This is a genomic window from Paraburkholderia terrae (assembly GCF_002902925.1).
Classification (GTDB): domain Bacteria; phylum Pseudomonadota; class Gammaproteobacteria; order Burkholderiales; family Burkholderiaceae; genus Paraburkholderia; species Paraburkholderia terrae.
Genome location: NZ_CP026111.1, coordinates 2,926,121 through 2,939,914 on the forward strand (window position 1 = coordinate 2,926,121; position 13,794 = coordinate 2,939,914).

Annotated in this window: 12 protein-coding genes; 4 read left to right on the forward strand and 8 right to left on the reverse strand. The window is 63.6% G+C overall.

What is annotated here, in order from left to right:
• Nucleotides 1-36 precede the first annotated feature (36 nt).
• Together panB and C2L65_RS47050 are read left to right on the forward strand one after the other, a co-directional pair.
• A complete protein-coding gene (gene panB, locus C2L65_RS12890; RefSeq protein ID WP_042313062.1) occupies nt 37-852 on the forward strand; it encodes a 3-methyl-2-oxobutanoate hydroxymethyltransferase in 816 nt (271 codons plus the stop codon).
• A 157-nt stretch (nt 853-1,009) separates the two neighbouring features.
• Nucleotides 1,010-1,141: a hypothetical protein gene (locus C2L65_RS47050; protein ID WP_255221901.1), complete on the forward strand. Its 132-nt coding sequence runs from the start codon at nt 1,010-1,012 to the stop codon at nt 1,139-1,141.
• Nucleotides 1,142-1,174: 33 nt separating this feature from the next.
• Here the strand turns inward: C2L65_RS47050 and pabB are convergent, their stop codons facing one another.
• From pabB to hrcA, 8 genes are all read right to left on the reverse strand, one after another.
• Entirely contained in the window at nt 1,175-3,055 is a 1,881-nt protein-coding gene (pabB, locus tag C2L65_RS12895) for an aminodeoxychorismate synthase component I (protein ID WP_042313065.1), read from the reverse strand.
• Nucleotides 3,056-3,079: 24 nt separating this feature from the next.
• Nucleotides 3,080-4,213 (reverse strand): molecular chaperone DnaJ, encoded by a 1,134-nt coding sequence (gene dnaJ, locus C2L65_RS12900; protein WP_042313067.1) that lies wholly within the window; start codon nt 4,211-4,213, stop codon nt 3,080-3,082.
• A 254-nt stretch (nt 4,214-4,467) separates the two neighbouring features.
• Complete coding sequence (gene dnaK / locus C2L65_RS12905) at nt 4,468-6,420, reverse strand: molecular chaperone DnaK (protein ID WP_042313069.1); 1,953 nt, start codon at nt 6,418-6,420, stop codon at nt 4,468-4,470.
• Between the two features lie 153 nt (nt 6,421-6,573).
• A complete protein-coding gene (locus C2L65_RS12910) occupies nt 6,574-7,017 on the reverse strand; it encodes a thioredoxin family protein (RefSeq protein WP_042313072.1) in 444 nt (147 codons plus the stop codon).
• A 17-nt stretch (nt 7,018-7,034) separates the two neighbouring features.
• A complete protein-coding gene (gene grpE, locus C2L65_RS12915; RefSeq protein ID WP_042313074.1) occupies nt 7,035-7,637 on the reverse strand; it encodes a nucleotide exchange factor GrpE in 603 nt (200 codons plus the stop codon).
• A gap of 480 nt (nt 7,638-8,117) precedes the next feature.
• The gene (locus C2L65_RS12920; RefSeq protein ID WP_042313077.1) at nt 8,118-8,525 is read right to left on the reverse strand and encodes an RNA-binding S4 domain-containing protein; all 408 of its coding nucleotides are present in this window, start codon (nt 8,523-8,525) and stop codon (nt 8,118-8,120) included.
• 75 nt (nt 8,526-8,600) lie between these two features.
• On the reverse strand, nt 8,601-9,671 hold the full coding sequence (hemH, locus tag C2L65_RS12925; RefSeq protein ID WP_042313079.1) for a ferrochelatase: 1,071 nt from the start codon (nt 9,669-9,671) through the stop codon (nt 8,601-8,603).
• Nucleotides 9,672-9,820: 149 nt separating this feature from the next.
• Nucleotides 9,821-10,840, reverse strand: coding sequence for a heat-inducible transcriptional repressor HrcA (gene hrcA / locus C2L65_RS12930; RefSeq protein ID WP_007578598.1), 1,020 nt, complete (start codon nt 10,838-10,840; stop codon nt 9,821-9,823).
• 281 nt (nt 10,841-11,121) lie between these two features.
• Between hrcA and C2L65_RS12935 the strand changes: the two genes are divergently transcribed.
• Both C2L65_RS12935 and recN read left to right on the forward strand, forming a co-directional pair.
• On the forward strand, nt 11,122-12,024 hold the full coding sequence (locus tag C2L65_RS12935) for an NAD kinase (protein WP_042313080.1): 903 nt from the start codon (nt 11,122-11,124) through the stop codon (nt 12,022-12,024).
• Between the two features lie 85 nt (nt 12,025-12,109).
• Entirely contained in the window at nt 12,110-13,777 is a 1,668-nt protein-coding gene (gene recN, locus C2L65_RS12940) for a DNA repair protein RecN (protein ID WP_042313082.1), read from the forward strand.
• Nucleotides 13,778-13,794 lie beyond the last annotated feature (17 nt).

Here is a 13,794-nt window from a genome sequence, read left to right on the forward strand (position 1 = left end):
GCTGTAGCGTGTAGCCGCGTTCCCAATGGATCACCCATGACCTACTTGCAGGAGACGAGCCGCAGCGCCGTCACCGTCCCGAAACTCCAGGCGATGCGCGAAGCCGGTGACAAGATCGTGATGCTCACGTGCTACGACGCGAGCTTCGCGGCGCTGCTCGATCGCGCGGGCGTCGATTCACTGCTGATCGGCGATTCGCTCGGCAACGTGCTGCAAGGCCAGAGCACGACGCTGCCCGTCACGATCGACGAAATCGCGTATCACACGGCCTGTGTCGCGCGGGCGAAGCCGTCAGCGCTGATCGTCGCCGACATGCCGTTCGGCACCTACGGCACGCCCGCCGACGCGTTCACGAACGCCGTCAAGCTGATGCAGGCAGGCGCGCAGATGGTGAAGCTCGAAGGCGGCGAATGGCTCGCGGACACGGTGCGCTTTCTGGTCGAGCGCGCGGTGCCCGTGTGCGGACACGTCGGGCTCACGCCGCAATCGGTCCACGCGTTCGGCGGCTTCAAGGTGCAAGGCAAGACGGAAGCGGGCGCGGCCCAGTTGCTGCGCGATTCGCGCGCGATGCAGGACGCGGGCGCGCAACTGCTCGTGATGGAAGCGATGCCGACGCTGCTCGCCGCCGAAGTCACGAAACAGTTGCGCATTCCGACGATCGGCATCGGCGCGGGCGTCGATTGTTCGGGTCAGGTGCTGGTGCTGCACGACATGCTGGGCATTTTTCCCGGCAAGCGTCCGCGTTTCGTGAAAGATTTCATGCAGGGGCAGCCGAGCATTCTCGCTGCCGTCGAAGCGTACGTGCGCGCCGTCAAGGACGGCACGTTCCCGGGACCTGAGCACACGTTCTGATTGATTCTGGCGGCGCTTCGATGCGCCGCTTTTTCATTGTGAATATGTGCGGAGCCGCGCAAACACTTTGAGACCGGTCCGATTCGACCTGCAATCGGTGTCGTCTATCTTCGTTCTCCTTTCAACGCGCTCAGTGCGCGCCAACGGAGATACGAACATGAGCCCCTTCTGCCTGATCGACGTCACGCGCATCCGTGACCATGGCAATCATCCCCACGAACACGACACAACGTGGCATGCGCGCCTCGCCGCGTGGATCGGTCGCCTGTTTCACCGGCATCACGCCTGATGCGCGTTCCTTCTACGTTGCCGGCTAAACCATTCAAGCAATAATCCGCGCCGGCATCGCCCCACGCAGCGCATTGCAGAGTAGCAGCGCTTGCGCATTCAACACATCTTCCCGAGTCAGCACCCGTTCGCCGGCCTGCATGTCGGGATCGTCCAGCAGCACGCTACGCATCACGCCCGGCAACACGCCCGACGACAACGGCGGCGTCCACCATCGTCCATCCAGCATTACGAAAACGTTTGACCGACCGCCCTCGGTCAGTTCGCCGCGTTCGTTGAAGAACAACGTGTCGAACGCATCGTGCGATTCGGCTTCGCGCCAGCCGCGATCGTATTCCGCGCGACGCGTCGTCTTGTGAAGCAGCAGCGGATCGGCCGCCTGCATCGTCGCGAAACCGTGATCGGGGCCGAGCAGCACGCCGGCCACTTCTTCCGTCAACGCCACGAGCGGCGCAAACGTGATTTCCGCCGCGCCGGCCTTGTCCAGCGTCAGCCGCATCCGGTGCGGCGTGGCGTTGCGCAGCGCCGCGCATTGCGCGACGAGTTGCGCGCGCACGCTGTCTTCGTCGAACGCAAAGCCCAGCCACCGGGCGCTATGGCCAAGCCGCGCGAGATGCCGGTCGAGATGCCGCACGCCGCCTTCACGCGTCGCATACATCGTTTCGAACAGCTGGAAGCCCGGGTCGGCTTCCGTCAGGAAACGTGCTTTCAATTTGCACTCCGCGTATTCGTCCTGCGCCACGCTATCGAGCACGATGCCCGCGCCGATGCCCATTTCGCCGTGCCGCGCGCCGTCCGATGTGACGGCGCCGAGCGTCAGCGTGCGGATCGCCACCGACAGACAAAAATCGCCGCACTGCTTGCCGACTGTCTCGCCAAGATCCGCCTGCGCGTCGAGCCAGCCGATTGCGCCCGTGTACAGCCCGCGCGGCGTGGATTCGAGCTGCTCGATCAACTGCATGGTCTTGTGCTTGGGCGCGCCCGTGATCGAGCCGCACGGGAAGAGCGCGCGCAGCACCTCGGCAAACGAGGTGCGCGGCTGCAACGTCGCCGTCACGGTCGACGTCATCTGCCATAACGACTGATACGGCTCGATCGAAAACAGCGCGGGCGTTTTCACCGTGCCGGTTTCCGCGATCCGCGACAAATCGTTGCGCAGCAGGTCGACGATCATCACGTTTTCCGCGCGGTTCTTCGGGTCACTGGCGAGGAATTCGGCAGCCGCGCGATCTTGCTGCGCGTCCGACGAACGCGGTGCGGTGCCTTTCATTGGCCGCGTGCGCAGCGAAGCGCCCTTCTTCTCGACGAACAGTTCCGGCGAGCACGAGACGACCCAGCGGTCGTCGGGCAACGCGATCAGCGCGCCGTAATGCACCGACTGCCGCGCGCGCAGCCGCCGGAACAGCGCGGCAGGTGTGCCGAACACGTCGAAGTACAACCGATAGGTGTAGTTGATCTGATAGGAGTCGCCGGCGCGCAGCGCGTCGTGAATCGCGCCGATGGCCTGCGTGAACTGCGTTTCGTCGACACTCGCATGAACGCCGCCGATGCCCGCCACAGAAGGCTCGACGGCCGCGCTGTCGTAGAGCGCGAGCCATGCGTCGACCTCGTCGCGCGACATCTTCCGGCAGGTGTCGAACAATAAAAAACGCAGCGTGCCGCTGGCACGCTGCGTCTTCTGCTGCAAAGCCTGTCCAAATTCGTAGTCGGCCAGCACGACCGCGAACAGCCCGCTGTCGACGTCGACCGATGCCGCCTCGCAAACGGCATCCAGCTGCGCGCGGTCAGTGCAAACGTGCTCGCGACGAAACCCCGTGTACAGCCGGCTCGAACGGCGACTCGCAGTCGAGTCGCAGTCGTCCAGCAACGCGAACACGGAGCTTCCTTCGTGAGCCGCTGTTTCCTGAGCCGCCATGCATGCCGCCAACGTCAGAACGCGTTAATCGAAAAAGCTCTTGACGCGGTCGAACCAGCTCTTGCTCTGCGGGCTGTGACGCGCGCCGCCTTCCACGAGCGACTTCTCGAACTGCTGCAGCAGATCGCGCTGCGCATCGGTGAGCTTGACGGGCGTTTCCACCTGAACATGCACGTACAGATCGCCCGCGATGCTCGAACGCAAACCCTTGATGCCCTTGCTGCGCAGCCGGAAAGTCTTGCCCGACTGCGTGCCTTCCGGCACCGTGAAGCTCGCGCGGCCGGCAAGCGTCGGCACTTCGATCTCGCCGCCCAGTGCCGCCTTCGTGAACGGAATCGGCATCTGGCAATGCAGATCGTCGCCGTCGCGCTCGAACACGGCGTGCGCCTTGATGTGAATCTCGACGTACAGGTCGCCCGACGGACCACCGTTGATGCCCGGCTCGCCGTTGCCAGCCGAACGGATGCGCATTCCGTCGTCGATGCCCGCCGGAATCTTCACTTCCAGCGTCTTGGTTTCCTTGGTCTTGCCCGCGCCGTGGCAGTGCGTGCAAGGCTCGGGAATGTAGGTGCCCGTGCCGTGGCACTTCGGACACGTTTGCTGAATGCTGAAGAAACCTTGCGACATCCGCACCGCGCCCGAGCCGTTACAGGTCGGGCACGTTTCCGGCTTCGTGCCCGGCTTCGCGCCCGAGCCGTGACAGATTTCGCACGACACCCAGCTCGGCACGCGGATCTGCGTGTCGTAGCCGTGCGCGGCCTGCTCAAGCGTGATTTCCATGCTGTAGCGCAGATCGGCACCGCGGTAAACCTGCGGACCGCCGCGGCCACCGCGCCCACCGGCCGCTGCCTGGCCGAAGATGTCGCCGAAGATATCGCCGAATGCGTCGGCAAAACCGCCGAAACCCTGGGCGCCCGCACCCGCCATGTTCGGATCGACGCCAGCGTGGCCGTACTGGTCGTACGCTGCACGCTTTTGTGAATCCGACAGCATTTCATAGGCTTCCTTCACCTCTTTGAAATGCTCTTCCGCATCCTTGTTGCCCGGATTGCGGTCAGGGTGGTGCTTCATCGCGAGCTTGCGATAAGCCTTCTTGATTTCGTCGTCGCTCGCGTTCTTTGCAACGCCCAGAATCTCGTAGTAATCCCGTTTCGCCATATCGGTTCAACGCCATCCGCGCGATGCGGCGCGGCGGCTCCTCTTGAATGCTGGAGTCTCGCGACTCGTAAGGCTCTGGCCTCGACCGCAATTACGGGTCAAAAGCCGCGCCCTCCATAAAACAAATGTGCCCGGAGAGCCGAAAGGCTCGCCAGGCGCGTGATCGGTTCAGACGCCGTGGAGGCGCTCAACCCTTTGCAGCCGGGCTGCGCACGGATGACATGCGCAGCCTTGCGGTCAGATAGCAACCCGGCTTAGTCCTTCTTCACTTCCTTGAACTCGGCGTCGACGACGTCGTCGGCCTGCTGGCTTTGGCCCGCTGCCGCTGCTTCCGCACCGGCTGCGCCCGCACCTGCCGCGCCCGCCGCACCTTGCGCCTGCATGTCGGCGTACATCTTTTCGCCGAGCTTCTGCGAGGCCGTTGCAACCGTCTCGATCTTCGCTTCGATCGCTGCCTTGTCGCTCGAGCCGCTCTTCAGCGTTTCTTCGAGGTCCTTCAGCGCGGCTTCGATCTTTTCCTTCTCGCCCGCGTCCAGCTTGTCGCCGTACTCGGTGAGCGCCTTCTTCGTGCTGTGGACCAGCGCATCGCCCTGGTTGCGCGCGTCGGCCAGTTCACGCAGCTTGTGATCTTCTTCCGCGTTCGCTTCCGCGTCCTTCACCATCTTTTCGATTTCGGCTTCGGACAGACCCGAGTTCGCCTTGATCGTGATGCGATTTTCCTTGCCCGTCGCCTTGTCCTTCGCGCCGACGTGCAGAATGCCGTTCGCGTCGATGTCGAAGCTCACTTCGATCTGCGGCACGCCACGCGGTGCGGGCGGAATGCCTTCCAGATTGAACTCGCCCAGCAGCTTGTTGCCCGCCGCCATTTCGCGCTCGCCCTGGAACACCTTGATCGTCACGGCGCCCTGATTGTCGTCCGCCGTCGAGTACACCTGAGCGTGCTTGGTCGGGATCGTGGTGTTCTTGTTGATCATCTTCGTCATCACGCCGCCGAGCGTTTCAATGCCCAGCGACAGCGGCGTCACGTCCAGCAGCAGCACGTCCTTGCGGTCGCCCGACAGCACCTGGCCCTGGATCGCCGCGCCGACAGCAACGGCTTCGTCCGGGTTCACGTCACGGCGCGGTTCCTTGCCGAAGAATTCCTTGACCTTCTCCTGCACCTTCGGCATACGCGTCTGGCCGCCGACGAGAATCACGTCGTCGATGTCGCTCACCTTCACGCCTGCGTCCTTGATCGCGACGCGGCACGGCTCGATGGTGCGTTCGATCAGGTCTTCGACCAGCGCTTCCAGCTTGGCGCGCGTGATCTTCAGGTTCAAGTGCTTCGGACCCGATGCGTCTGCCGTGATGTACGGCAGATTGATTTCCGTCTGCTGACCCGACGACAGTTCGATCTTCGCCTTTTCAGCCGCTTCCTTCAGGCGTTGCAGCGCGAGCACGTCCTTCGACAGATCGACGCCTTGCTCTTTCTTGAACTCGCCGATGATGTAGTCGATGATGCGCTGGTCGAAGTCTTCACCGCCAAGGAACGTGTCACCGTTCGTCGACAGCACTTCGAACTGCATTTCGCCGTCCACGTCCGCGATTTCGATGATCGAGATGTCGAACGTGCCGCCGCCCAGGTCGAACACCGCGATCTTGCGGTCACCCTTTTCGGCCTTGTCCAGACCGAACGCCAGCGCAGCAGCCGTCGGTTCGTTGATGATCCGCTTCACTTCCAGACCGGCAATACGGCCTGCATCTTTCGTAGCTTGACGCTGGCTGTCGTTGAAGTACGCGGGAACCGTGATCACGGCTTCCGTGACTTCCTCGCCGAGGTAGTCTTCAGCCGTCTTCTTCATCTTGCGCAGCACTTCCGCCGAGATCTGCGACGGCGCGAGCTTTTGCCCATGCGCTTCGACCCAGGCATCGCCGTTGTCGTGCTTGACGATCTTGTAGGGCATCAGGCCGATGTCCTTTTGCACTTCTTTTTCTTCGAAGCGGCGGCCGATCAGGCGCTTGACCGCGTACAGCGTGTTACGCGGATTGGTGACCGACTGACGCTTGGCGGGCGCGCCGACGAGGACTTCGTTGTCGTCCATGTAAGCGATGATCGACGGCGTGGTGCGCGCACCTTCCGAGTTCTCGATCACCTTGACCTGATTGCCTTCCATCAGCGCCACGCACGAATTCGTGGTGCCGAGGTCGATGCCGATGATTTTGCCCATTTTTACTAATCTCCTGACTTTGATCGCTGCGGGCATCGCTGGCTGACCCATCCGGCCACCGGGCGTCCCGCCCCTGAAATTCATCCTGCACCCAACATAAGTGCAGTCGCATCGTTTTCAAGACCCTTAATGCGATGCGGTCATTAAATTTTTTCAATCGGCCCGGCGGCCGATTGCGCCTTCGCCACTCGCTCCGACGCCGGCCGCCCCTACGGCAGCCGCGCGGATTTTCTCACGCGCCGCGGCGACGGCCGCTTCGAACTGCGCCAGCCCATGCCAGCCCGTCGCCCGCCCGAGACGCCTGCCCCGGTGAAAGAAGAACCACGTCGGCACGCCGTGCAGCAGGAAGCGCCGGCCCAGTTCGCGATGCTCGTACACATTGCTGTGAAACCAGCGCAGCCCGAGCGCGCGGATCGCGTCCGGCTGCGCGAGCATCGCCTTCTTCGCGATTTCGCAGTTGAAGCAGTCCAGCCCCCAGAAGAACACCACGGCCAGATCGTCGCCCACCGACTGAATGCCGGCGTCGAAGGTGTCGGCCGTGAGTGCCTGCATCTCGAAGACCGCGAACGCGGTACTGTCGACGGGAATGCCGGCCATGGCGGCGCGAGCGCCGCTTACTTCGGCGCCGCGACCGTGACCAGCGCCGGACGCAGCACGCGGTCGGCGATCACATAGCCCTTTTGCAGCACGGCGACCACGGTGTTCGGCTCCTGGTCGGCCGGGACCATCGAAATGGCCTGATGGCGATGCGGATCGAACTTCTCGCCAACGGGATTGAGAGCAACAACCTTGCCCTTCTCCAGCGCGCCCGTCAGCTGGCGCAGCGTCAGCTCGACGCCTTCGCGGACTTTCACGAGATCGTCGGAAGAGTGCGTGACGGCAGCTTCGAGGCTGTCGACGACGGGCAGCAGATGTTCGGCAAAGCTCTCGATGGCGAACTTGTGCGCCTTCGAGACGTCTTCCTGCCCGCGGCGGCGCACGTTCTCCGTCTCCGCTTTGGCGCGCAGGAAGTTTTCCTGCATTTCGGCCAGCTTCGCCTGCGTTTCGGCCAGCGCCGCTTCTACGCCGGACGTTTCGGCTTGCTGTGCGCCAGCAGCCGCCTCCGGCTGTTGCGCCTGGGCCTGCGGCTCGCCCGATGCGGCCTCTGCGGCCTGGCGCGCGGCTTCGTCGGCGGGCGTGGGATTCGGGCTCGTCGGATTCTCTTGCGTGTTTTCCATGTCGCTGAAATTCAAATAGATATGGCCAAGAAACGGCGGCAGTTTAACGGGACTTGCTCGATGAGCGTTGCGCCGATACAACATGCCGGCCGCGCGTCAACGGTGCAAGTAAGGGTGCGCACGCCGTATTTCAAGGCTCCCGCCGATGCTTTTTGCACCTCGCAGGGGCCGGGAAATCTGGCGTAACAAGCATTTCGAGCGCGACATCATATTGAGATTGAGCGCGCTGCGCGAGTGTCCTAAACTCAACTAAAGCGTCCGAAAAGGCACGTTAACCCTAATCTGACGTACGGCTTACTACCAGCTGAATCGCCCGTTTCCGCTTGCAATCTCCATGGGGGAGTACCGTGAAACTGACCTTCGCTATATCGGTGGTCGCATTGGTACTCATCGCAGGCACCACGACCATCTGCATGTCCGGCGTCGTCAACGAACACACCACTGAATACGGTGGCGTTCATGCGACGATGGAACAGCTGTTCAACCCTCACGCGAAAATTTGTCGATGACGCGTCTGTCGCGCTTGGTCGGCCGCCCTTGCAATTCGGCGGCTGGCTCGCGATAGGTCTTGCGCCGCTCGTTCTCCTGCTGGCGCTTCTGCCTGCCCTCTTCGGTTTCCACGTAAAGCGTCTGCGCGACGCTCGCTGGCCCGCGCACGTCGCAGACGCCGAGCACCTGGATCTGCCAGACAATCCGTTCGATCTCGATCTCGACCAGATCGCCGACCCGCACATCCTTGGCCGGCTTCACCGTCGCGCCGCCGATCCGCACCCGGCCCTTCTCGACGGCATCCGTTGCCAGCGAACGCGTCTTGAAGAAGCGCGCCGCCCACAGCCATTTGTCGATGCGCAAGCGAGCGCCCGGTTCGGTAGAAATCTTGTAGTTCATCAGTCCTTCTTCAGGCGCTTCCAGACGCCATGAGCCGATACACGAATGCAGATTGCATGCCGGACACGGAAAAAATCAGGCGACGGACGCGCTTTGGGGCGCGCTCACCTGCACCGGCCAGCCTTGCAGATGCTGCGCGACGATCTCGCCGAGCGCCGCGATCCAAGCGGACGACGCGTTCAGGCAGGGAATGGCGTGAAAAACTTTCCCACCCGCATGCACGAATTCGTCGCGCACTTCCATGCCGATTTCCTCGATCGTCTCCAGACAATCCGCCGTAAAGCCCGGACAGAACACGTCCGCGCGATGCACACCAGCCGCGCCCAGCTCCTTGAGCGTCGGCGCCGTATAAGGCTGCAGCCATTCGGCCTTACCGAAGCGCGACTGGAACGTCACGCGGCATTCCACAGTTGTGAGCCCGAGCGCATGCATCAGCAGCGACGCCGTCTGCTGACATTGCTCGTGATACGGATCGCCCAGATCGAGCGTGCGCTTGGGCACGCCATGAAAGCTCAGCACCAGCTTGTCGCCCGCCGCAAAGTCCGGGCGGCCGTGCGCATGCCAGTAATGGTTCACCTGCGCCGCGAGCGCCGCGATATACGCGGGATGATCCGCGTACTGGCGAACGGTACGGATTTCCGGCTGGTTGCGCATCCGCTTGAGCGCGGCGAACGCGTCGTCGAAAGCCGTGGCCGTGGTCGACGACGAATATTGCGGGTACATCGGCATCAGCAGGATGCGTTCGGCGCCCGCCAGCTTCAGCTGGTTGAGCATGGCGGGAATGCCGGGCGTGCCGTAACGCATCGCATAGTCGACGATCACCGTGTAGTCGTTCACGTGCAGCAGATGCCGCAACCCTTCGACCTGCTTTTCCGTATGTACACGCAGCGGCGAGCCTTCAGGCATCCACACGGCCGCGTACTTCTTCGCCGAGGCGACGCCGCGAAACGGCAGGATCAACAGACGCAGGATGATTTGCCACACGAACGACGGAATCTCGACCACGCGCGGATCGGACAGAAACTGCGCGAGATAGCGCCGGACGGCGCGAGGCGTCGGCGCATCGGGCGTGCCGAGATTGATCAGCAACACGGCGACACGATGTGCCGCAGCATTCTGCGAGGGCCGCTCGAGGTCGAAGCGCATAGGCAAAGGGAAGAGCCGTGCAAGCGCGCGGCACGCAATGAATCGGGAAGCCCATTATAGCGGCGCGGTCTGCCGCCGATACCTGGCCGTTCGGCCAATTGGCACGGCGAAAAACGCCGCGCATGATGAACACCATGCCGGGCTCGACGCTACCCCTGGCTGAGCGTCATCGAAAGCAGGCGCGCCGTGATGTCGACGATGGGAATCACGCGGTTGTAGGCCATGCGCGTCGGGCCGATCACGCCGAGCGTGCCGACGATCTTGCCGTTCACTTCGTACGGCGCCGTCACCACGCTCATTTCCTCGATCGGGACGAGGTTCGACTCGCCGCCAATGAAAATCTGCACGCCTTGCGCGTGACTCGACACATCGAGCAACTGAAGGAGACTCGTCTTTTGATCGAATATATCGAACAGCTTGCGCAGCCGCGCCATGTCCGACGAAAGGTCGGCCACTTCGAGCAGATTGCGCTCGCCGGAAATCAGCACGGTTTCGCCCGTATCGGTGATGTCCGTGCTCGCGGTGACGGCTGCGTGCATCAGCGTCGTCATGTCGCCGCGCAGTTCGTCGATTTCTTCGCGCAGACGCAGGCGCACCTCGTCGAACGACAGGCCCGCGAAGTGCGCGTTGATGTAATTGGCGGCCTCGGTGAGCTGCGACGGCGAGAAATCGCGCTGCGTCGCCATGATGCGGTTCTGCACGTCGCCTTCCGGCGTCACGATGATCAGCAGGATGCGCTTGTCGGACAGGCGCAGAAATTCGATCTGCTTGAACACATGGCTGCGGCGCGGCGTCAGGATCACGCCCGCGAACTGCGACAGGTTGGACAGCACGCTCGCGGCGGCCGCGACCACCTTCTGCGGCTCGCCCGGCTGCAGCGTGGTCTTCACCGCGCGCATCACGGCGTCTTCGTCGGCGGCCGACTCGACGGTGAGCATCGTGTCGACGAAAAGCCGGTAGCCTCGCGGCGTGGGAATGCGTCCCGCCGACGTATGCGGACTGATGACGAGCCCCAGCTCCTCCAGATCGGACATCACGTTGCGGATCGTCGCCGGGCTCAGTTCGAGCCCGGAGTACCGCGAAAGCGTGCGCGAGCCGACCGGCTGACCTTCGGCGATATACCGCTCGATCAGCGTTTTCAGAAGGGTTTGTGCGCGAGGATCTAGCATGGCGAAAAATTTTAGCGTAACCACCGCATCGCGGCGAGCGCGCGGCGGCACGCGGCGCGGCGGCTTGACAGCCGTGCGCGCCCTGCGCGGCACCCCGCCCGCGCCCAAGCCGCATCGCATGGATCCAGACAGTCGTCACATCTGTCGTGAGGACTTCACCATTCTAACGATAATCGGGCGATGGCTGGCCGGCATCGCGCGGCCGTCGCGTGTCAGCCCCGGCGGGCGTGCCGCCGCCTTCTACGGTTCTTTTCAGGTCGCACCTATGGTGTAATGCCGGCATGCAAGCTAACAGCCAGTTCAAGACCGTTGCGCTCGTCGGGCGCAGCAACACGCCGGGCATCGGGGAACCGCTGACCGCGCTCGCCGCGTGCATCGGCAAGCTCGGCTTCGACGTCGTGTTCGAGGCGGAAACCGCGCAGGAAATCGGTGCGACGCAATGGCCTGCGCTGCGCCCGGCGGAAATCGGCGCGCGCGCGGACGTCGCCATCGTGCTCGGCGGCGACGGCACGATGCTGGGCATCGGCCGGCAACTGGCGCCGTACAGGACGCCGCTGATCGGCATCAACCACGGCCGGCTGGGCTTCATCACCGACATCCCGATCACCGACATGCGCGAGATCATTCCTCAGATGCTGTCGGGCACCTTCGAGCGCGAGGAACGCGTGCTGCTCGAATCGCGGATCATGCGCGACGGCCAGCCCATTTACCATGCGCTCGCCTTCAACGACGTCGTCGTGAACCGTTCGGGCTTTTCGGGCATGGCGGAACTGCGCGTCTCCGTGGATGGCCGCTTCATGTATAACCAGCGCTCCGACGGGCTGATCGTCGCGACGCCGACGGGCTCGACGGCTTATGCGCTGTCGTCGCAAGGGCCGATTCTGCATCCGCAGTTGCAAGGCCTCGTGCTCGTGCCGATTGCGCCGCATGCGCTGTCGAACCGCCCTATCGTGATACCGGACGACTCCAAGGTCAGCATCCAGATCATTTCGGGCCGCGACGTCAACGTGAACTTCGACATGCAGTCATTCACCGCTCTGGAGCTGAACGACACGATCGACGTGCGCCGCTCGCGCCATACGGTGCCTTTCCTGCATCCCGTCGGCTACAGCTATTACGCGACGCTGCGCAAGAAACTGCACTGGAACGAGTATCCGTCGCACGAAGACGATCCGCGCGACTGAATGCTCGCCAGCGCCGCCTGCTGCAAGTCCGAGCGTAACGACAACACCACACCAACTCACGCCAGCCACGCCACACAGACGAGCCATGCTCCGCCACCTCTCGATACGCGACTTCGTCATCGTCGCCGCGCTCGATCTTGAATTCGACAGCGGCTTCACAGTCTTTTCCGGCGAAACGGGTGCCGGCAAATCCATTCTCATCGACGCGCTTGCGCTGGCGCTCGGCGCACGCGCCGACGCGAGCGTCGTGCGCAACGGCGAGGCACGCGCGGACATCACGGCCGAGTTCGACACGCATCCGCACGTCGACACATGGCTCGATGAACAGGCGCTTGCCACCATCGAGACGGAGCACGGCAATACGGTGATGCTGCGCCGCGTGGTCGACGGCAACGGCCGCTCGCGGGCTTTCATCAACGGCACGGCGGCAACGCTCACGCAATTGCGCGAACTCGGCGAAATGTTCGTCGATATTCACGGCCAGCATGCGCATCAACTGCTGATGCGGCCCGATGCGCAGCGCGAACTGTTCGACACGCATGCCGGGCTGCTCGACACGAAAGCCGCCGTGACCCGCGCGTGGCGTACCTGGCGCGACGCGGCGCAGGCCGTCGAGACCGCGCAGAGCAAGGACCGCGAGCTACAACTCGAACGCGAGCGTCTTGCATGGCAGCTTGCGGAACTCGACAAGCTCTCGCCGCAGCCCGGCGAGTGGGAAGAGGTCAACGTCGAGCACCGGCGGCTGTCGCATTCGGCGAATCTGATCGACGGCGTGCAGGGCGCGCTGTCGGCGCTGTCCGAATCGGACGAAGCGATGCTCGGTCATCTGTCGTCCGTCATTACGAAAATACGCGATCTCGCCGAGATCGATCCGGCGCTGAACGACGCCCTCGCCGCGCTCGAACCCGCCGAAATCCAGTTGCAGGAAGCTGCGTATTCGCTGAGCCACTACGCCCAAAGGCTGGAACTCGATCCCGACAGGCTCGCCCAGGTCGAGAAGCGCCTCGACGCGCTGCATTCGGCGGCTCGCAAATTCCGGCTGCAACCGGAAACCCTGCCGCAAGAACATGAAGAGCGCCGCGAGCAGCTCGCGAAGCTAGACGCCGCCGCCGATCTCGACGCGCTGCGCGCCGCCGAGGCGAAGGCGAAGGACGCGTATTTAGCCGACGCGAAGGTGCTGTCGAAGGCGCGCGCGAAGGCCGCGAAAGCGCTGGGCGCAGCGGTGACGACGGGGATGCAGGAACTGTCGATGGCGGGCGGCAGCTTCGAAGTCGCGCTCGTGCCGCTGCCCGACGGCGGCGCGCATGGCATGGAACAGATCGAATTCCGCGTCGCGGGCCATGCGGGCGTGCCGTTGCGACCGCTGGCGAAAGTGGCCTCGGGCGGCGAACTCGCGCGTATCAGTCTCGCGCTTTCGGTGATCGCGAGCGCGGCCAGCCCGACGCCGACGCTGATCTTCGACGAAGTGGACACGGGGATCGGCGGCGGCGTTGCAGAAGTGGTCGGGCGCCTCTTGCATCAGCTTGGCGAACAGCGCCAGGTGCTATGCGTGACGCACCTGCCGCAAGTCGCGGCGCGCGGCGATCACCACTTCCAGGTCGCGAAGAGCAGCAAGGGCAAGAACGGCACGGTCAGCACGGTGACGTCGCTGGACAAGACGAGCCGTATCGAAGAAGTCGCGCGCATGCTGGGCGGCCTGGCAATCACGGCCACCACGCGCAAGCACGCGAAGGAAATGCTCACCACGGCTTAAAACGCCGGTCGTGGCGC